We start from the raw sequence: 18,276 nt of genomic DNA on the forward strand, positions 1-18,276 counted from the left end.
CATCTTTCACGTGGCCGACGCATCGGCGGCCTGCAGGAAGGCGATGGCCTGCTTCAGATCGCGGGTGCGCGGCGTGGGCGGCAGGCTGTTGAGAAACACCTCGCCATAAGGCCGCATTACCAGACGGTTATCGCAAATCACCAGCACGCCGCGGTCGTCGGTGTCGCGGATCAAGCGGCCGACGCCCTGTTTCAAGGTGATGACCGCATCCGGCAACTGCACGTCATTGAACGGGTCACCGCCGCGCAGGCGGCAATCTTCAATGCGCGCCTTCAGCAGCGGATCGTCCGGTGAAGTAAACGGCAGTTTATCGATGATGACGCAGGACAGCGCATCGCCGCGCACGTCCACCCCCTCCCAGAAGCTGCTGGTCGCCACCAGCAGCGCGTTACCGGCGGCGACGAACTGCGCCAGCAGCTGCCCTTTGCTGGTTTCCCCTTGCAACAGCACCGGCAGCGTCATGGTGGCGCGGAACTCTTCCGCCAACTCGCGCATCATCTGGTGCGAGGTGCATAAGAAGAAGCAGCGGCCGTTGTTGGCTTCGATTAATGGCCGCAGCATGCGCGCCAGCTGGCGGGCCCCGCCGGGCTGATTCGGCGAAGGCAAAAAGCGCGGCACGCACAGCAACGCCTGTTTGGCATAGTCGAACGGGCTCGGCAACAGCAGCGTTTTGGCCTTGGTCAGCCCAAGCCGTTCGGTGAAATGACCCAGCTGGTCATTGACCGACAGCGTGGCCGAGGTAAAGATCCAGCTTCCCGGCTTGTCGTCCAGCATTTCGCGGAACCGATCGGCCACCGTCAGCGGCGTCAGCGCCAGCACGAAGTGGCGCGAGTTGCATTCATACCAATAGCTGTAGCCCGGCTCCGTCACCGCCTTCAGCCGCTTGAGCCGCACGCGGTACAGCGTGGCGCGTTCAAAGGCGGCGTCCAGCAGCGCCGAACGCCCCAGCGACAGCTTCATCACGTCATAACACAGCTCCAGCGCATCATCGAGCAGCAACAGAGCGCGCTGCACGTTGGGTTCGCCGAGCACGTCGCGCAGATTGCCGCGAAAACCCGGCTCGCCCAGATTCAGGCGAAAATCTTGCGTGCTCAGGCTGAGACGGTCGGCGCTTTTTTGCAGTTGAGCGGCGTCGCGTACCTCGGTGCGGTAGGCGATGGTGATGTCCTTCGCCAGATCCAACAGTTGGCGGCTGGTGAGCTGCTGGCCGAAATACTGGCTGGCGATGTCGGGGATTTGGTGCGCCTCGTCGAAAATCATCACCTCGGCTTCCGGGATCAGCTCGGCGAAACCGCCCTCTTTCACCACCATATCCGCCAGGAACAGGTGATGGTTCACCACCACCACATCCGCATCCATCGCGCGGCGACGCGCCTTGACCACGAAGCAATCCTGATACAGCGGGCAGTCGCTGCCCAGGCAGTTGTCATTGGTGCTGGTCACCAATGGCCAGACGAAGCTGTCTTCCGCCACTTCGCTGCAGGTGCTGATGTCGCCCTCTTTGGTCTGCGACGACCACTTGCGCAGCTGCACCAGATCGATCAGCGTCTGCCCCACCAGTTCGCCGCCGGCCATCGACTGCTGCTCCAGCCGTTCCAGACACAGGTAGTTGGAGCGCCCCTTCAGCAGCGCCAGCTTGCCTTTGTACTTCAACGCCTTGGCGACGGTAGGCAGATCGCGCGCATACAGCTGATCCTGCAACGCTTTCGAACCGGTCGAGATGATCACTTTACGATCGGCGCGCAGCGCCGGCGCCAAATAAGCGAAGGTCTTGCCGGTACCGGTGCCGGCTTCGACCACCAGCTCCTGCTTGAAATTGATCGCCTCGGTAACGGCTTGCGCCATCTGCCGCTGCGGCTCACGCGGTTTGAATCCCTTGATAGCCTGCGCCAAGGCGCCGTCTGTTGCAAAATCGTCTGTCACGCTGTCTCTCTGCCGGTGTCATTCAGCGGTGATTATGCCAAGCCTGCCGCCCGGCTACCACCCACTTTATCGCCGCGCATTTTCATGACCGGCTGTGCTACCCTTAGCACGACTATGATATGGAGATAAGCAAATGAATATCGAAAGAATTGATCCCGATCAGCGCTGGTCCGAGGCCGTAGTGCACAACGAGACCGTTTACTACACCAGCGTGCCGGAAAACCTGGACGACGACGCGACCGCGCAGACCGCCAACGCCCTCGCCGCCATCGACGTGCTGCTGGCGCGCGTCGGTTCGGATAAAAGCCGTATTCTGGATGCCACCATCTTCCTGGCCAACACCGCCGACTTCGCCGCGATGAACGCCGCCTGGGACGCCTGGGTGGTCGCCGGCAGCGCGCCGGTGCGCTGCACGGTGCAGGCGCAGCTGATGAATCCGAAGTACAAGGTGGAAATCAAAATCATCGCCGCGCTGTAAGCCTGAGCGCAGACGAAAAAAAACCGCAGACGGCAACGCCTGCGGTTTTTTATTGCCGGCTATCAGGACAGTTTGAGGATCACCATCCCCGTCAGCAGCAGCGCCAGGCCAATCCAGCCTTTGGCGTTCAGCCGCTGGCCGAACATGATCCAGCCTGCGGCGATGGTGGCGGCGATACCGAAACCGCCCCACAGCGCATAAGCGATCGACAGATCGATGCCCTTCACCGCCTGCGCCAGGGCGCTGAACGCGCCGAGTACCGACAGCAGCGACAGCAGCCCCAGCCAAATTTTACGGAAGCCGTCCGACATCTTCAGGAAGATGTTGGCGATGATTTCCAGCACGATCGCCAGTCCCAGGAACCCAATGTGGTACAACTCAAACTGTTGCATGGTTGTCACCTCGCGGGCTGACCTGTTTTCGCTCTTTGCGGGTGCCGGATTTCACCAGCATGATGCCGGCGATCAGCGTCGCCAGGCCCAGCACCTTCAGCGCCGAGATCGGCTCGTCGAACCACAGCACGCTGAACAGGGTAATGAACAAAATGCCGATGCCTTCCCACAGCGCATAAGCCACGCCCAGCGCCACGCGTTTTACCGCCACCGACAGCAACACATAAGACGCGGTGATCATCACGTACATCACGATGTGCCCGATCATGCCGCCATTGACGCTGGCGTATTTCATCGACAAGGTGCCGATGATTTCGGTCATGATGGCCAAACCTAAAAAGATCCAATAAATCATAATTTTTCTCCCAAACGGCGAATAACGCGCGCCAAGGCATATTTATCCCGATTTATCTCGTCGAACGGCCGTATTGCGGCGCGCAAGACGCAGAGATCCCTGGGGATAAACTGACCCAAACGCAAAAAGAATGTTTGCCCGGCTGAACGGTAGCGTGAAGGCCTAAGCCCGCCACCTGCACCGGTTAAGGGAGAAAGACGCTATAGCTCGCTGCACCAGTGATGCTCACTGGCAAGGATCGCAGACAGGAAGAGTTGGCAAGTAGAGGTTCTGAGGGTAGTTCCGTTAATAGTCATCATAATAGTTCTCTATTATCAGCCGCACACCGTGCGATTTGCCCAATATCCTCATAAAAGTAAAATTTTCGACTGAGATATTTTTACCACAGCCAAAATGAGAAAGCAAACTGCCGTTTTCATAAAAAAGCAGAAAAAAACGGGTTAAAAATAAGAAAGTTAATCATGATATAAATTAAAAAAGGCTCAACAAAGGGTTGAGCCTTGCGATATGCGCGAGTGCGCAAATAAGCGCCAATCCCAGGCACGGTGCGGGTTACAACGCAGCCCCGCTGACGGCGCTGCGCGCCAGTTCAGTGATGCGCGCATAGTCGCCGTTTTCGAGCGCATCCGCCGGCACCAGCCAGGAACCGCCGATGCAAAGCACGCTCTTCAACGCCAAATAATCGCGGTAGTTGTTTGGCGTAATGCCACCGGTCGGGCAAAAACGCACCTGCGGGAACGGGCCGCCGATCGCCTGCAGCGCCTTCACGCCGCCGTTGGCTTCCGCCGGGAAGAATTTGAATTCGCGCAGGCCGTGATCCATACCCTGCATCAGCTCGGAAACGGTGCTGATGCCCGGGATCAGCGGGATAGGCCCCGCCGTCGCCGCCTGCAGCAAGGCTTCGGTCAGCCCCGGGCTGATGGCGAACTGCGCCCCCGCCTCGGTCACCTCCCGCAGCTGCTGCGGATTGATCACCGTACCGGCGCCGATGATGGCCTCCGGCACCTCGTTGGCAATAGCGCGGATAGCCTCCAGCCCGCAGGCGGTGCGCAGCGTCACCTCCAGCACCCGCACGCCGCCGGCAACCAGCGCTTTCGCCAGCGGCACCGCCTGCTCCAGCTTGTTGATCACGATAACAGGCACCACCGGTCCCGCCGTCAGGATCTGCTCGGCGCTGGTTTTCCAGTTTTTCATCGTTATTTCTCCATTACTCGCGGTTAACAATGGCACGCCCCTGCCACAGGGCTCCGCGCAAATGCGCGGACGTCCGGCCGTACCGTAAGTGATGTGGCCCACGCGCAGATCGCAGGCAAAAAAAAGCCGGCAGACAGGCTGCCGGCATTGCGCATTACTCGAACTCGTTCCAGGAACGGCCGTCGCGGGTGATCATCGCCACCGAGGCCACCGGCCCCCAGGTGCCCGCCTGATAAGGCTTAGGCGCCTCGTTGTCGGCTTTCCATGCGTCCATGATGGAGTCGACCCACTTCCAGGCTTCTTCCACTTCATCGCGGCGCACGAACAGCGCCTGAATGCCGCGCATGGTCTCCAGCAGCAGGCGCTCGTAGGCGTCCGCCACGTGCTCCTGGTTGAAGGTTTCCGAGAAGCTCAGGTCCAGCTTGGTGGTCTGCAGACGGTGCTTGTGATCCAGCCCCGGCACCTTGTTCAGCACCTGAATTTCGATGCCTTCGTCCGGCTGCAGGCGGATGGTCAGCTTGTTCTGCGGCAGTTGCTGGTAAGAATCGCTGAACAGGTTAAGCGGCGGGTTTTTGAAGTACACCACCACTTCCGAGCATTTGGTCGGCAGACGTTTACCGGTACGCAGGTAGAACGGCACCCCGGCCCACTGCCAGTTGTCGATATCCACGCGGATGGAGACGAAGGTTTCGGTGCTGCTGCTCTTGTTCGCCCCTTCCTCTTCCAGATAACCCGGCACTTTCTTGCCCTGGACGAAACCGGCGGTGTACTGACCGCGCACGGTGGTTTCCCGTACATTGGTCTGATCGATACGGCGCAGCGAGCGCAGTACCTTCACCTTTTCGTCGCGGATACGGTCGGTGGTCAGATCCGCCGGCGGCGACATGGCGATCATGGTCAGGATCTGCAGCAGGTGGTTCTGGATCATGTCGCGCATCTGGCCGGCCTGGTCGAAGTAACCCCAACGCCCTTCGATGCCCACCTCTTCCGCCACAGTGATCTGCACCGAATCGATGGTGCGGTTATCCCAGTTGGAGGCGAACAGCGAGTTGGCGAAACGCAGCGCCAACAGGTTCAGCACCGTCTCTTTGCCGAGATAGTGGTCGATACGGTAAACCTGGGATTCGTTGAAGTACTCCGCCACCTGATCGTTGATCACGCGGGAGGACGCCAGATCGGTGCCCAACGGCTTTTCCATTACCACGCGCGCCGGCTCATGATTCAGCTTGGCTTCGCCCAACCCTTTGCAGATGGCGCCGAAGGTGCTTGGCGGCATGGCGAAGTAGTTGATGGTGGTGCGGTGTTTCTGATCCAGCATTTTACCCAGTTTGGTAAAGTTCTTGCTGTCGTTGACGTCCAGATTGCAGAAGTCCAGGCGTGCGCTCAGCGTGGCCCAGAGTTCGTCATCCAGTTTTTCTTTCATGAAGGTGCCAAGCGCTTCCTTGACCACTTCGGTATACGCTTTTTTATCCCACTCCGCGCGGCCGACGCCGATGATCCGCGTATCCGGGTGGATGTGTCCGGCTTTCTCTAACTGGTACAGGGAAGGCAGCAGCTTACGGCGCGCCAAATCACCTTTCGCGCCGAAAATAACCAGGTCACACGCCTGGGCTGTAGAGGTTACCGCCATGTTCATCTCCTCGTTGCAGGATATTTGTAATTTTCTTACATTACTAATGTACTCTGTTTGACTACGGCCAGCAAACCCGGCGCAGAAGCAGGAAAAAAGACCTCAAGATTCCAGTGGTAGCGCCAATGCGCGCCAGAGCCCGCACAGGCGGGCAAAACTGTAATTTTTCGTCTTTTTTGACGCTCTGTTACCATTATGAAAGTTAGACACAGGTCATATTCTGGTGAAAAAAGCCTGCATACGCCCTGTCGAGACTGCCAACGGTTACCAGCACGTAGTATATTTTCACTAAACCGGCATTGATTTCTCCTTTGTTTGAAATCGACATACCCTATCGATTCCAGGTTACAGCCGCTCGTTTGGCGTCTGCGTGCGCGGCGAACACGGGCGAAATTCGGCGCTGTTGCTTGAAAGCCACAGGGATAAAACCATGAGTGACTCTCGTTATATGAATACGCTGGACAAAATCCAGAGCCATCTGGAACTCCTGAGCAAATCTGAAAGGAAAGTCGCCGAGGTGATCCTGGCCTCCCCACAGACCGCCATTCACTCCAGCATTGCCACGCTGGCGCGCATGGCCGACGTCAGCGAACCTACCGTCAACCGCTTTTGCCGCCGCCTTGATACCAAAGGCTTTCCCGATTTCAAACTGCACCTCGCCCAAAGCCTGGCTAACGGCACGCCCTACGTAAACCGTAACGTTGAGGAAGACGACAGCGTCGATTCCTATACCAGCAAGATCTTCGAATCGGTCATGGCCAGCCTGGATACAGTAAAGGCAAATTTGGATATTGCCGCAATCAATCGTGCGGTTGACCTGCTCACCCAGGCAAAAAAGATCTCTTTCTTCGGCCTGGGCGCCTCCGCGGCGGTGGCGCACGACGCGATGAACAAATTTTTCCGCTTCAATATCCCGGTGGTCTACTTCGATGACATCGTCATGCAACGCATGAGCTGCATGAACTCCGGCGAAGGCGACGTGGTGGTGTTGATCTCACACACCGGCCGCACCAAGAATCTGGTGGAGATGGCCCACCTGGCGCGAGAAAACGACGCCACGGTATTGGCTATCACCTCGCGCGACACCCCGCTCGCTCAGGCGGCGACCCTCCCTTTGCTGCTCGATGTGCCCGAAGACACCGACGTTTACATGCCGATGGTGTCGCGGATCGCGCAATTAACGCTCATTGACGTGCTCGCCACCGGATTTACCTTGCGTAGAGGGGCTAAATTCAGAGATAACTTGAAGCGGGTCAAAGAAGCGCTCAAAGAATCGCGCTTTGATAAAGGGGTGGTCATTCCCAACAGTTTTGACTCGTGACCTGACGAAGAAAAAATCGCCGTTCAACAGACATTTGAATGACGGCATCAGAGACTGTACCCTGTTAATATGCTCATGCGGGTAACCCGGGTGAAATATCAGTGTTGTAAAATTACATTTCACGCCTGGTTTCGTTATCCGACGTTTATCGCAACACCAATATTTGCTTCACCAGTCAACGGAGTAATACATGTCCAGACGGCTCAGAAGAACCAAAATCGTTACCACCCTGGGTCCGGCTACAGACCGCGACAATAATCTGGAAAAGATCATTGCCGCCGGCGCCAACGTAGTTCGGCTTAACTTCTCCCACGGCAGCCCGGAAGACCACCAGGCTCGCGCTGACAAAGTGCGTGAAATCGCCGCCAAACTGGGACGTCACGTCGCTATCCTCGGCGATCTGCAAGGGCCGAAAATCCGCGTATCCACCTTCAAGGAAGGCAAAATCTTCCTCAACGTGGGCGATAAATTCCTGCTGGACGCCAACCTGTCAAAAGGCGAAGGCGATAAAGAAAAAGTCGGTATCGACTATAAAGGCCTGCCTGCCGACGTGGTGCCGGGCGATGTCCTGCTGCTCGACGACGGCCGCGTTCAGCTGAAAGTGCTCGAAGTTCAGGGCATGAAAGTGTTTACCGAAGTCACCGTCGGCGGCCCGCTGTCCAACAACAAGGGCATCAACAAACTCGGCGGTGGCCTGTCGGCCGAAGCGCTGACCGAGAAAGACAAGGCAGACATCGTGACCGCCGCCAAGATTGGCGTCGATTACCTGGCGGTCTCCTTCCCGCGTACCGGTGAAGACCTGAACTATGCTCGTCGCCTGGCGCGCGACGCCGGCTGCAACGCCAAGATCGTGTCCAAGGTTGAGCGCGCCGAAGCAGTCTGCAGCGACGAAGCGATGGACGACATTATTCTGGCCTCCGACGTGGTCATGGTTGCCCGTGGCGACCTCGGCGTTGAAATCGGCGATCCGGAACTGGTCGGCATTCAGAAGAAACTGATCCGCCGCGCCCGTACCCTGAACCGCGCGGTGATCACCGCGACCCAGATGATGGAGTCGATGATCACCAACCCGATGCCGACCCGCGCCGAAGTCATGGACGTGGCCAACGCCGTACTGGACGGCACCGACGCCGTTATGCTGTCGGCGGAAACCGCCGCCGGCCAATACCCGGCGGAAACCGTGGCGGCGATGGCGCGCGTTTGTCTGGGCGCCGAGAAGATCCCAAGCATCAACGTCTCCAAACACCGCCTGGACGTGCAGTTCGACAATATCGAAGAAGCGATTGCCATGTCTTCGATGTATGCCGCCAACCACCTGAAAGGCGTTACTGCGCTGATCGCCATGACAGAGTCCGGCCGCACCGCGCTGATGATGTCGCGCATCAGCTCCGGTCTGCCGATTTTCGCCATGTCGCGTCATGAGCACACGCTGAACCTGACCGCGCTGTATCGCGGCGTGACGCCGGTGTATTTCGACAGCCACAAAGACGGCGTGATCGCCGCCAATGAAGCCGTCAATCGCCTGCGCGACAAAGGCTTCCTGGTCTCCGGCGATCTGGTGATCGTCACCCAGGGCGACGTGATGGAAACCGTCGGCACCACCAATACCAGCCGTATCCTGCGCGTCGAGTAATCCACGCCGCAGACGAAATGCCGGCCGGCTCACGTTGGCCGGCATTTTTTTTGCCCTGACACCGCCATAAAAGACGGAGAACGCCATGCTCCACCAACACACTCCCGCAGCGAGCGGTGATGAGCTCGATCTCGACGGCCACGGCCTGACGCAGCTCGACGAGTCGCCGTTAGCCGGCCACGCGCTGCGCAAGATTAGCCTGTACGACAATCAGCTGACGGCCTTCCCCGCCTCGATCTTCCGGCACCGAAATCTGCGGGTGCTGAATATCTCCTGTAATCAGCTCGACCGCCTGCCGCCGGAGATTGGCCAGCTGCAACAGCTCGAGATGTTCGATTTTGGCCACAATCGCGCAAGCGAACTCCCCGAAGAACTGGGGCAGCTGCATCGGTTGAAATACCTCTATCTGAGCGATAACGGCTTTAGCGATCTGCCGCGCTCGCTGGCGCAGCTGCAGCAACTCATCTATCTCAATGCGACCGACAACCGCCTGGCCGTTTTGCCTCAGGCGATACCGAGGCTTGCGGCATTGCAAGAGCTGCGTTTATACAACAATCGCATCGGCAGCCTACCCGCCGAAATTGGGCAACTGCGCGCGCTGCGCGAACTGCATATCATGAAAAATGCCCTGACTTCGCTGCCGGCGGAAATGGCTCAGCTCGGTGAGCTGGAGATACTCGACGCAGCTAACAATGCCATCGCCGAGCTGCCGCTGGCCTTCTGCCGGCTGCCGCGGTTGAGCGAGTTGAACCTGCGTTTCAATCAGCTGACGCGTCTGCCGGAAAATATCGGCCAGCTGACGGCGCTGAGAAGTCTGGACCTGCGCGCCAACCGCCTGAGCGACCTGCCGGAAAGCCTCGGCGAACTGAGCCGCCTGCGCAAGCTGGACCTGCGCTGGAATGATTTCACCCGCACGCCTAAAGTCGTCGACATCCTGCGGGCTCGCGGCTGTCTGGTGCACATCTGAAGAGACGCCGGCCGGGTTGTGGCCCGGCCGGCGTTAGCGGTAGACAGGATTAACGATACAGATCGTCGCGCGAGTAAGGTTCAATCTCCCCTTCCTTGCGCGTCTTCAGCAGTTTGAGGATCCAGGTGTACTGCTCCGGGTTCGGGCCCACCAGATTTTCCACCTCTTCGTTCATGCGGCGGGCAATGCGCGGATCGTCGGCTTCGGCCAGGTCATCCATCGGCTCGCGGATATAAATGTCCAGCATGCTGGTTTTGCCGTCGTACACCGGGAATAAAGGCACGATCGCCGCACGACACACCTTCATCAACCGGCCTACCGCCGGCAGCGTCGCCTTATAGGTCGCGAAGAAATCGACGAACTCGCTGTGCTCCGCGCCATGATCCTGATCGGGCAGGTAGTAGCCCCAATACCCCTGCCGCACCGAACTGATAAACGGTTTGATGCCGTCGTTGCGCGCGTGCATGCGGCCGCCGAATTTACGCCGCACGGCATTCCACAGGTAGTCGATCAGCTGATTACGCTGATTGTGGAACATCGCGGCCATCGGTTGGCCGCGCGCGGCCATCAGCATCGCCGGCACATCCACCGCCCAGCCGTGAGGCACCAGGAAAATGACGTTGCGCCCTTCCGCCCGGACCTTGTCCAGCACCTCTTCACCGTGCCAACGCACGCGCTTGAGCACTTTCTCCGGCTTGGTGCAGGCCAGTTCCGCCATCAGCACCATCGACTGCGGCGCGCAGGCGAACATCTGGTCGATGATGTGCTCACGTTCGCTTTCCGGCAGCTCCGGCAAGCAATAAAGCAAATTGATGCGGGCACGACGGCGTGCGCCCTTCGCCAGCTTGCCGGCCAGTTTGCCGACCGCCCCCAGCACCGGATCGCGCAGGCGCGCAGGCACCAGCGAAATGCCGGCCATCAGGCCGGTTCCCAACCACACGCCCCAGTAGCGCGGATATAAAAAGGCTTTCTGAAACTGCGGGATGAACTCTACGTTCGATTTCTTCTCGTTTTGCATGCACATGCTCTTTGCTTAGCGATTCGGCTAATCATAATTGCCATCACCGATTTTGCAATTAACAACCGCGAACCGCCCAGATAAAACAGCATCGGCCCGCAATCAGGCCGATGAAATTGACGGCGCCGAAGCGCCGGAAAAAGGGGGTATTAATCCAGCTGCAGCTGAGGAACCACTTCCTTCACCTGCGCCAGATAATCGCTGCGGTCTTTGCCGCTCAGCCCTTCGGAACGCGGCAACTTGGCCGTCAGCGGGTTCACCGCCTGTTGGCCGGTCCACAGTTCAAAGTGCAGGTGCGGCCCGGTGGAGCGCCCGGTGTTGCCGGAAAGCGCAATGCGATCGCCGCGTTTCACCTTCTGGCCCGGTTTCACCAGCAGTTTTTTCAGGTGCATATAGCGCGTGGTGTACTGGCGACCGTGACGGATCGCCACATAGTTGCCCGCCGCGCCGCTGCGTTTGGCGATCACCACCTCACCGTCGCCGACCGCCAGCACCGGCGTGCCGACCGGCATGGCAAAATCGACGCCCTTGTGCGGCGCCACGCGGCCGGTCACCGGGTTCACGCGACGCGGGTTGAAGTTGGAGGAGATGCGGAACTGTTTCATGGTCGGGAAACGCATGAAGCCGCGCGCCAGGCCAGAGCCCTGGCGATCGTAGAATTTGCCGTCTTCGGCGCGGATCGCATAGTAATCTTTGCCGCCGGTGCGCAGACGCACGCCCAACAGCTGGCTTTGCGATTTCTTACCGTCGAAATGCTCGCGCGACATCAGCACGGAGAACTGGTCGCCTTTGCGCAGCTTGCGGAAATCGAGCTGCCACTGCAGCGCCTTGATCACCGCATTTATTTCGTTACGGCTCAGTCCGGCGTCGCCGGCGCTGCTGACGAAGCTGCCGTTGACCCGGCCGCTGATCACGTTGTTGCGCCATTCACCCTGCTGCGCCTCTTTCGACTCTTTGAAGCTATTGCCGACGCGGTCATAGGTACGGGTTTCGCGGCGGGAAACTTCCCAGGTCAACTGCTGCAGATCGCCCGCATCATTGACGGTCCACGACAGCTGTTGGCCGATCTTCAGATTACGCAGATCGCGGTTTTGCGAAGCCAGCAAGGTGACATCCGACATATCGATGCCGTACTGCGTCAGAATGCTGCCGAGGGTGTCGCCGGTGGAAACCACATATTCATGCACGCCATCGTCGCCGGCATCTTTCTGATCCAGCTCATCCTGCGGGATTTCGTCATCGGGGGTGGGTTGGTCGGCATCAATCGGTTCACTGGCTTCAGGGAGCAATGACCGCATCTGGCTGGATTCTAACTCGACGCTCTTGGCAATGGGGTTGTGTTCTGGGTGGTAAACAAAAGGCCGCCAAACAGCGACGGCCAATGTGACGACTGTCAGCGACCCCAGCATGACGCGGTGGGGCCGTGGCAGGTTGTTATACGCCAGAGCGATAGTTCGGACTATCTGCTGCACTCGATATTATCCTCATAAGCTTTACTTCAGGCAGCTCACGTACTGGTTTGACATCTGAGTCAGGAATTTCCCGTAGCTGTCCTTCCCCAGCGCGATGCCGATGCCCAGCGGGTCCAGCGTTCCGGAACGCACTTTGGTACCCTTGGCGACGGCATTGATTACGGCCGGCCTGAATTGTGGCTCAGCAAAAACGCATACCGCTTTCTGCTCAACCAACTGTGTTCGAATTTGGTGTAGGCGCTGTGCTCCAGGCTGAATTTCGGGATTGACGGTGAAATGGCCCAGCGGACTCAAACCGTAGTGTTTCTCAAAGTAGCCGTAAGCATCATGAAAAACAAAATAACCCTTACCTTGCACAGGCGTAAGCATGTTACCAACATTTTTGTCAGTTTGCGTCAGCAGATTCTCGAACTGGCGCAGGTTTGCGTCTAATTTGTCCTTATTTTGCGGCATAAGTTCCAACAATCTGTCGTGAATCGCGATCGCGGTCACTTTTGCTATCTCCGGCGACAGCCAAACGTGCATATTGTACTCGCCGTGATGATGCCCATGATCGTCATCGGCATGGTTATGCGCTTCGCCTGCATGATCATGATCGTCGTCATCTTCGCCTTTCATCAGCAACGGCTTCACCGCCGGCAGTTCGCTGATGGCCAGTTTGCGGGTTGCCGAGATCGGCACCAGCGCCTTGTTCAGGAACGCCTCCATGTCCGGCCCAACCCACAGCACCAGGTCCGCAGAGCGCAAACGCTGGATATCGGAAGGGCGCAGCGCAAAATCGTGCGGTGAAGCGCCGTCCGGCAGCAACACCTCGGTCGGCGTCACGCCGTCGGCGATGGCCGATGCGATAAAGCCTAGCGGACGAATCGAGGTCACCACCGCAGCGGAAGCGCTGCTCAGCGGGCCGGCCATCAACAGTGCGCTGGCCAGCAGCGTGCGCTGCAGCCATTTATTTTTCTTTGCCATCATCAGTAATCCCATCGTTTTCATCAACAAGGCGTGATATTATAACATTCGCTTCGTTCTGCAACCTGTAATCTCGAGATGTCTACACTGATAACGCTAAAAAATATCTCCGTCGCCTTCGGCAGCCGCAAGGTGCTGTCGAACATTTCCCTCAGCCTGCAACCCGGCCGTATTCTCACGCTGCTGGGCCCGAACGGCGCGGGCAAGTCTACGTTGGTGCGCGTGGTGCTGGGATTGGTCAAACCGACCGCCGGCACGCTGGAGCGTGAGCCCGATCTGCGCATTGGCTACGTGCCGCAAAAGCTGCACCTCGACGCCACCCTGCCGTTGACCGTCAGCCGCTTTATGCGTCTCAAGCCCGGCGTAAAGAAAGCCGACATTCTGCCGGCGCTCAAGCGCGTGCACGCCGCCCACCTGCTCGACCAGCCGATGCAAAAGCTCTCCGGGGGCGAAAACCAACGCGTGCTGCTGGCGCGAGCGCTGCTGAACAAACCGCAGCTGCTGGTGCTGGACGAACCCACGCAAGGGGTGGACGTCAACGGCCAGCTGGCGCTGTACGATCTCATCGATCAGCTGCGTAAAGAGCTGGGCTGCGCCGTGCTGATGGTCTCGCACGATCTGCATCTGGTGATGGCGAAAACCGACGAGGTCTTGTGCCTCAATCAGCACATCTGCTGCTCCGGGGCACCGGAGGTGGTGTCGATGCATCCCGAATTCATCGCCATGTTCGGCAACCGCGGCGCAGAGCAACTGGCGGTGTATCGCCACCATCACAACCACCGTCACGACCTGCAGGGAAGAATTGTCTTGAAGAAAACCGGGAGCCGCGAAGCATGATTGAACTGTTACTTCCCGGCTGGCTGGCTGGCGTGTTGTTGGCTGGCGCCGCCGGGCCGCTGGGTTCCTTCGTGGTCTGGCGTCGCATGTCCTACTTTGGCGATACCCTGGCGCACGCCTCGCTGCTCGGCGTCGCCTTTGGTCTGCTGCTGGACATCAATCCCTTCTATGCGGTGATCGCCATTACGCTGCTGCTGGCTCTGGCCCTGGTGTGGCTGGAACGCCGCCCGCAGCTTTCAGTGGATACCCTGCTCGGCATTCTGGCCCACAGCGCCCTGTCGCTCGGGCTGGTGGTGGTGGCGTTGATGTCTAACGTGCGGGTCGATCTGATGGCCTACCTGTTCGGCGATCTGCTGTCGGTCACGCTGAGCGATATCCTGATGATCGCCGGCGGCGTCGCCGTGGTGCTGCTGGTGCTATGGTGGCAGTGGCGCGATCTGCTGTCGATGACCATCAGCCCGGAGCTGGCGCACGTCGACGGCGTTAACCTGGTGCGCGCACGCACCGTATTGATGCTGGTCACCGCCTTGACCATCGGTCTGGCGATGAAATTCGTCGGCGCGCTGATCATCACCTCACTGCTGATCATTCCGGCCGCCACCGCTCGCCGCTTCGCGCGCACGCCGGAACAGATGGCCGGCGTCGCGGTGCTGCTCGGCATGGTGGCCGTCACCGGCGGCCTGACCTTCTCGGCGTTTTACGATACGCCGGCCGGCCCTTCGGTGGTGCTCTGCGCCGCCGTGCTGTTCACGCTGAGCCTGTTCAAAAAACAGCAGGCCTGATTAAAGCCAGGATATGACAAGGGCCGCTGATGCGGCCCTTTCTACTGCTGACAGAGGAGGAAAAAACGCGGTTTTTCCTCCTCTGGGGTGAGCAGCCGAAAATCAATGAATTGATTTTCCTTTTTTATGTGCGCCTTCTATAGACCCGGTAACGTCATCAAGTTCAACATTAACGTCAAGGGCCGCAGATGCGGCCCTTTTTTATGACGGGTGGAAAACTTATGCTTCGCGCTCGAGCCCGAAGTGCCGGTAGGCATGCTGCGTCGCCAGGCGGCCGCGCGGCGTGCGCTGGATAAAGCCCTGCTGGATCAGGAACGGCTCGATCACGTCCTCAATGGTTTCGCGCTCTTCGCCGATCGCCGCCGCCAGGTTGTCCAGCCCGACCGGACCACCGGTGAACTTGTCGATAATCGCCAGCAGCAGTTTGCGATCCATATAGTCGAAGCCTTCGGCATCGACGTTGAGCATATCGAGCGCCTGCGCCGCCACCGAACCGCTGATCACCCCGTTGGCGCGCACTTCGGCGAAGTCGCGCACCCGGCGCAACAGGCGGTTGGCGATACGTGGCGTCCCCCGCGCACGGCGGGCCACTTCATGGGCACCCTCGTCGGACAGTTCCAACCCCAGGCACCCGGCGCTGCGCGAGACGATGTGCTGCAAATCCGCCACCTGATAAAACTCCAGCCGCTGGACAATGCCGAAGCGATCGCGCAGCGGCGAGGTCAGCGAGCCGGCGCGGGTGGTGGCACCCACCAGCGTGAACGGCGGCAAATCGAGCTTAATCGAACGCGCCGCCGGCCCTTCGCCGATCATGATATCCAGCTGGTAGTCTTCCATCGCCGGATACAGTACTTCTTCCACCACCGGTGACAAGCGGTGAATTTCGTCGATGAACAAGACGTCGTGCGGTTCGAGGTTGGTCAGCATCGCCGCCAAATCGCCCGCCTTCTCCAGCACCGGGCCGGAAGTGGTGCGCAAATTCACGCCCATTTCGTTGGCCACGATGTTGGCCAGGGTGGTTTTCCCCAACCCTGGCGGGCCAAAGATCAGCAGATGGTCGAGCGCGTCGCCGCGCTGCTTGGCCGCCTGAATGAAGATCTCCATCTGCTCGCGCACGTGCGGCTGGCCGACGTATTCGGTCAGCAGCTTGGGACGAATGGCGCGATCGAGGATCTCTTCTTCGTTGATCGGTTCGGCGGAAATCAGGCGATCGGCTTCAATCATTATCTACCCCTTTTCGGCCTTACAGGGCGGCGCGCAGCGCGTCGCGGATCAGGGTTTCGCAGTCGGCGCCCGGCTTGGCAATCTTGCTGACCATGCGGCTGGCTTCTTGCGGCTTATAGCCCAGCGCCACCAGCGCCGAAACGGCCTCGGCTTCCGCGTCCACATCCGGCGCTTTGTCGGTGGCAGACGGCAGGCTGATCTCGCTGCTGCTATTGAACAGGTCGCCGTTAAGCCCTTTGAAACGGTCTTTCATCTCTACCACCAGGCGCTCGGCGGTTTTTTTGCCCACGCCCGGCAGCTTGACCAGTGCAGTGATCTCTTCGCGCTCCACCGCGCTGACGAACTGCTGCGCGGACATGCCCGACAGGATCGCCAGCGCCAGCTTCGGCCCGACGCCATTGACCTTGATCAGTTCGCGGAACAGCGCGCGCTCCTGCTTGTCGTTGAAACCGTACAGCAGCTGCGCGTCTTCACGCACCACGAAGTGGGTAAACACGATGGCCTCTTGCCCCAGTTCCGGCAGCTCGTAAAAGCAGGTCATCGGCATGTGTACCTCATAGCCCACGCCGTTCGCCTCCAGTAACACCAGCGGCGGCTGCTTTTCCAGAATATTTCCTCTGAGACGACCTATCATTTACCCTCCTGCAGAATGACCGGGCATGGCGCCCTGCCATGCCGTTGCTGGTAAAGCTTATAACATAAAAAAGGCTGGATGAATATCCAGCCTGAGCAATCATCGCTTTGCGTCAGCGCAAACGCCCGCGCGCCAGGTTCAACCGCCCTTCGCTCATCCGCAGCACGTTCTGGCTGAGGTGGCAGTGGGTAATGGCGATGGCCAGGGCATCGGCGGCGTCCGCCTGCGGGTTGGCCGAGAGTTTGAGCAGCGAGCGCACCATGTGCTGTACCTGCGCCTTTTCGGCCGCGCCGGTGCCGACCACGGTCTGTTTGACCTGCCGCGCCGCATACTCGAACACTTCCAGATTCTGATTCACCGCCGCCACGATCGCGACGCCGCGCGCCTGGCCGAGCTTGAGCGCCGAATCCGGGTTCTTGGCCATAAACACCTGTTCGATGGCGAAGAAATCGGGCTGAAACTGGGTGATGATCTCACTGACGCCGGCGTAAATCAGCTTCAGCCGCGTCGGCATGTCGTCCACCACCGTGCGGATGCAGCCGCTGGCGATATAGCTCAACTGACGCCCCTGCTGGCGGATAAGGCCATAGCCGGTGACGCGTGAGCCGGGATCGATACCGAGTATGATCGCCATATCTACATCCACCTTGCATGCACGGCGCCGCCGAACGGCGGCGCCCGTTTTACCGGATTACAGCGTCGCCGCCACTTCGTCGGAGATTTCACCGTTATGGTAAACTTCCTGCACGTCGTCGCAGTCTTCCAGCATATCGATCAGGCGCAACAGCTTAGGCGCTGTTTCCGCGTCCATGTCGGCCTTGGTCGATGGGATCATCGACACTTCCGCCGCTTCGGCTTCGAAGCCCGCCGCGGTCAGCGCGTCTTTCACCGCGCCCAGGCTTTCCCAGGCGGTGAACACGTCGATCGCGCCATCGTCATAGGTCACGATGTCTTCCGCACCGGCTTCCAGCGCCGCTTCCATCACGGTGTCTTCATCCAGGCCCGGTGCGTAGGTGATCACGCCCTTCTTGGTGAACAGGTAAGCCACGGAACCGTCGGTGCCGAGGTTGCCGCCACATTTGGTGAAGGCGTGGCGCACTTCCGCCACGGTGCGGTTGCGGTTGTCGCTCAGGCATTCGATCATCACGGCGGTGCCGCCAGGGCCGTAACCTTCATAGATGATGGTTTCCATGTTGGTATCATCATCGCCGCCCACCCCTCGCGCGATGGCACGGTTCATGGTGTCGCGCGTCATGTTGTTCGACAGCGCCTTGTCCATCGCCGCGCGCAGACGCGGGTTGGAATCCGGATCGCCGCCGCCCAGCTTGGCGGCCGTGACCAGCTCACGAATAATCTTGGTGAAAATTTTACCGCGCTTGGCGTCCTGCGCCGCTTTACGGTGCTTTGTGTTGGCCCACTTACTATGACCTGCCATAAAAAAATCTCCGAA

At 59.3% G+C, this 18,276-nt stretch carries 18 protein-coding genes; 6 read left to right on the forward strand and 12 right to left on the reverse strand.

Annotation, left to right across the window (positions count from 1 at the left end; translation table 11 throughout):
• Positions 1–6 precede the first annotated feature (6 nt).
• Positions 7–1,923 carry an ATP-dependent DNA helicase gene (locus V8N38_RS14045; RefSeq protein WP_147839865.1) on the reverse strand — a complete coding sequence of 639 codons (1,917 nt, stop codon included), beginning with the start codon at positions 1,921–1,923 and terminating at the stop codon, positions 7–9.
• A 133-nt stretch (positions 1,924–2,056) separates the two neighbouring features.
• Here V8N38_RS14045 and V8N38_RS14050 point away from each other — a divergent pair, with 133 nt between their 5' ends.
• Complete coding sequence (locus V8N38_RS14050) at positions 2,057–2,401, forward strand: RidA family protein (protein WP_015378124.1); 345 nt, start codon at positions 2,057–2,059, stop codon at positions 2,399–2,401.
• Between the two features lie 62 nt (positions 2,402–2,463).
• Here the strand turns inward: V8N38_RS14050 and mdtI are convergent, their stop codons facing one another.
• The 4 genes from mdtI to zwf form a co-directional block, all read right to left on the reverse strand.
• Positions 2,464–2,793, reverse strand: a complete 330-nt coding sequence (mdtI, locus tag V8N38_RS14055) for a multidrug/spermidine efflux SMR transporter subunit MdtI (RefSeq protein WP_016927446.1) — start codon at positions 2,791–2,793, stop codon at positions 2,464–2,466.
• Positions 2,780–3,148, reverse strand: a complete 369-nt coding sequence (gene mdtJ, locus V8N38_RS14060; RefSeq protein ID WP_004932327.1) for a multidrug/spermidine efflux SMR transporter subunit MdtJ — start codon at positions 3,146–3,148, stop codon at positions 2,780–2,782. Before mdtJ ends, mdtI begins: the two co-directional genes overlap by 14 nt.
• Before the next feature lie 552 nt (positions 3,149–3,700).
• Positions 3,701–4,342 (reverse strand): bifunctional 4-hydroxy-2-oxoglutarate aldolase/2-dehydro-3-deoxy-phosphogluconate aldolase, encoded by a 642-nt coding sequence (locus V8N38_RS14065; protein WP_060439782.1) that lies wholly within the window; start codon positions 4,340–4,342, stop codon positions 3,701–3,703.
• Positions 4,343–4,496: 154 nt separating this feature from the next.
• Positions 4,497–5,972, reverse strand: coding sequence for a glucose-6-phosphate dehydrogenase (zwf, locus tag V8N38_RS14070; RefSeq protein ID WP_019452799.1), 1,476 nt, complete (start codon positions 5,970–5,972; stop codon positions 4,497–4,499).
• Between the two features lie 448 nt (positions 5,973–6,420).
• On the opposite strand from zwf, the gene V8N38_RS14075 reads away from it, so the two are divergent.
• The 3 genes from V8N38_RS14075 to V8N38_RS14085 all read left to right on the forward strand — a co-directional run bounded on the left by V8N38_RS14075 (position 6,421) and on the right by V8N38_RS14085 (position 9,893).
• Positions 6,421–7,293, forward strand: a complete 873-nt coding sequence (locus V8N38_RS14075) for a MurR/RpiR family transcriptional regulator (protein WP_038877144.1) — start codon at positions 6,421–6,423, stop codon at positions 7,291–7,293.
• Between the two features lie 190 nt (positions 7,294–7,483).
• Positions 7,484–8,926 (forward strand): pyruvate kinase, encoded by a 1,443-nt coding sequence (gene pyk, locus V8N38_RS14080; RefSeq protein WP_019452801.1) that lies wholly within the window; start codon positions 7,484–7,486, stop codon positions 8,924–8,926.
• 85 nt (positions 8,927–9,011) lie between these two features.
• Positions 9,012–9,893 carry a leucine-rich repeat domain-containing protein gene (locus tag V8N38_RS14085; RefSeq protein ID WP_147839864.1) on the forward strand — a complete coding sequence of 294 codons (882 nt, stop codon included), beginning with the start codon at positions 9,012–9,014 and terminating at the stop codon, positions 9,891–9,893.
• A gap of 49 nt (positions 9,894–9,942) precedes the next feature.
• Here V8N38_RS14085 and lpxM read toward each other — a convergent pair whose 3' ends face one another.
• The 3 genes from lpxM to znuA form a co-directional block, all read right to left on the reverse strand.
• Positions 9,943–10,911: a lauroyl-Kdo(2)-lipid IV(A) myristoyltransferase gene (gene lpxM / locus V8N38_RS14090; RefSeq protein WP_147839863.1), complete on the reverse strand. Its 969-nt coding sequence runs from the start codon at positions 10,909–10,911 to the stop codon at positions 9,943–9,945.
• Positions 10,912–11,060: 149 nt separating this feature from the next.
• Positions 11,061–12,383: a murein DD-endopeptidase MepM gene (gene mepM, locus V8N38_RS14095; protein WP_038877136.1), complete on the reverse strand. Its 1,323-nt coding sequence runs from the start codon at positions 12,381–12,383 to the stop codon at positions 11,061–11,063.
• A 21-nt stretch (positions 12,384–12,404) separates the two neighbouring features.
• Entirely contained in the window at positions 12,405–13,349 is a 945-nt protein-coding gene (gene znuA / locus V8N38_RS14100; protein WP_147840041.1) for a zinc ABC transporter substrate-binding protein ZnuA, read from the reverse strand.
• A 78-nt stretch (positions 13,350–13,427) separates the two neighbouring features.
• On the opposite strand from znuA, the gene znuC reads away from it, so the two are divergent.
• The gene (gene znuC / locus V8N38_RS14105) at positions 13,428–14,186 is read left to right on the forward strand and encodes a zinc ABC transporter ATP-binding protein ZnuC (RefSeq protein ID WP_004932357.1); all 759 of its coding nucleotides are present in this window, start codon (positions 13,428–13,430) and stop codon (positions 14,184–14,186) included.
• A complete protein-coding gene (znuB, locus tag V8N38_RS14110) occupies positions 14,183–14,968 on the forward strand; it encodes a zinc ABC transporter permease subunit ZnuB (RefSeq protein WP_038877132.1) in 786 nt (261 codons plus the stop codon). Before znuC ends, znuB begins: the two co-directional genes overlap by 4 nt.
• A gap of 219 nt (positions 14,969–15,187) precedes the next feature.
• Here the strand turns inward: znuB and ruvB are convergent, their stop codons facing one another.
• The 4 genes from ruvB to V8N38_RS14130 form a co-directional block, all read right to left on the reverse strand.
• Positions 15,188–16,192 carry a Holliday junction branch migration DNA helicase RuvB gene (ruvB, locus tag V8N38_RS14115; RefSeq protein ID WP_038877130.1) on the reverse strand — a complete coding sequence of 335 codons (1,005 nt, stop codon included), beginning with the start codon at positions 16,190–16,192 and terminating at the stop codon, positions 15,188–15,190.
• A 19-nt stretch (positions 16,193–16,211) separates the two neighbouring features.
• Positions 16,212–16,826, reverse strand: a complete 615-nt coding sequence (gene ruvA / locus V8N38_RS14120) for a Holliday junction branch migration protein RuvA (protein ID WP_060423916.1) — start codon at positions 16,824–16,826, stop codon at positions 16,212–16,214.
• A gap of 112 nt (positions 16,827–16,938) precedes the next feature.
• Positions 16,939–17,460, reverse strand: a complete 522-nt coding sequence (gene ruvC, locus V8N38_RS14125; protein ID WP_004932367.1) for a crossover junction endodeoxyribonuclease RuvC — start codon at positions 17,458–17,460, stop codon at positions 16,939–16,941.
• A 57-nt stretch (positions 17,461–17,517) separates the two neighbouring features.
• The gene (locus tag V8N38_RS14130) at positions 17,518–18,261 is read right to left on the reverse strand and encodes a YebC/PmpR family DNA-binding transcriptional regulator (protein ID WP_033647638.1); all 744 of its coding nucleotides are present in this window, start codon (positions 18,259–18,261) and stop codon (positions 17,518–17,520) included.
• Positions 18,262–18,276 lie beyond the last annotated feature (15 nt).

This window comes from Serratia nevei (genome assembly GCF_037948395.1).
Classification (GTDB): domain Bacteria; phylum Pseudomonadota; class Gammaproteobacteria; order Enterobacterales; family Enterobacteriaceae; genus Serratia; species Serratia nevei.

Excerpts from the sequence above, each read along its gene's own strand:
- V8N38_RS14050 (WP_015378124.1), top strand. The coding sequence starts at position 2,057 with ATGAATATCGAAAGAATTGATCCCGATCAGCGCTGGTCCGAGGCCGTA.
- mdtI (WP_016927446.1), bottom strand. The coding sequence starts at position 2,793 with ATGCAACAGTTTGAGTTGTACCACATTGGGTTCCTGGGACTGGCGATC.
- mdtJ (WP_004932327.1), bottom strand. The coding sequence starts at position 3,148 with ATGATTTATTGGATCTTTTTAGGTTTGGCCATCATGACCGAAATCATC.
- V8N38_RS14065 (WP_060439782.1), bottom strand. The coding sequence starts at position 4,342 with ATGAAAAACTGGAAAACCAGCGCCGAGCAGATCCTGACGGCGGGACCG.
- zwf (WP_019452799.1), bottom strand. The coding sequence starts at position 5,972 with ATGGCGGTAACCTCTACAGCCCAGGCGTGTGACCTGGTTATTTTCGGC.
- V8N38_RS14075 (WP_038877144.1), top strand. The coding sequence starts at position 6,421 with ATGAATACGCTGGACAAAATCCAGAGCCATCTGGAACTCCTGAGCAAA.
- pyk (WP_019452801.1), top strand. The coding sequence starts at position 7,484 with ATGTCCAGACGGCTCAGAAGAACCAAAATCGTTACCACCCTGGGTCCG.
- V8N38_RS14085 (WP_147839864.1), top strand. The coding sequence starts at position 9,012 with ATGCTCCACCAACACACTCCCGCAGCGAGCGGTGATGAGCTCGATCTC.
- lpxM (WP_147839863.1), bottom strand. The coding sequence starts at position 10,911 with ATGCAAAACGAGAAGAAATCGAACGTAGAGTTCATCCCGCAGTTTCAG.
- znuA (WP_147840041.1), bottom strand. The coding sequence starts at position 13,349 with ATGGCAAAGAAAAATAAATGGCTGCAGCGCACGCTGCTGGCCAGCGCA.
- znuC (WP_004932357.1), top strand. The coding sequence starts at position 13,428 with ATGTCTACACTGATAACGCTAAAAAATATCTCCGTCGCCTTCGGCAGC.
- znuB (WP_038877132.1), top strand. The coding sequence starts at position 14,183 with ATGATTGAACTGTTACTTCCCGGCTGGCTGGCTGGCGTGTTGTTGGCT.
- ruvB (WP_038877130.1), bottom strand. The coding sequence starts at position 16,192 with ATGATTGAAGCCGATCGCCTGATTTCCGCCGAACCGATCAACGAAGAA.
- ruvA (WP_060423916.1), bottom strand. The coding sequence starts at position 16,826 with ATGATAGGTCGTCTCAGAGGAAATATTCTGGAAAAGCAGCCGCCGCTG.
- ruvC (WP_004932367.1), bottom strand. The coding sequence starts at position 17,460 with ATGGCGATCATACTCGGTATCGATCCCGGCTCACGCGTCACCGGCTAT.
- V8N38_RS14130 (WP_033647638.1), bottom strand. The coding sequence starts at position 18,261 with ATGGCAGGTCATAGTAAGTGGGCCAACACAAAGCACCGTAAAGCGGCG.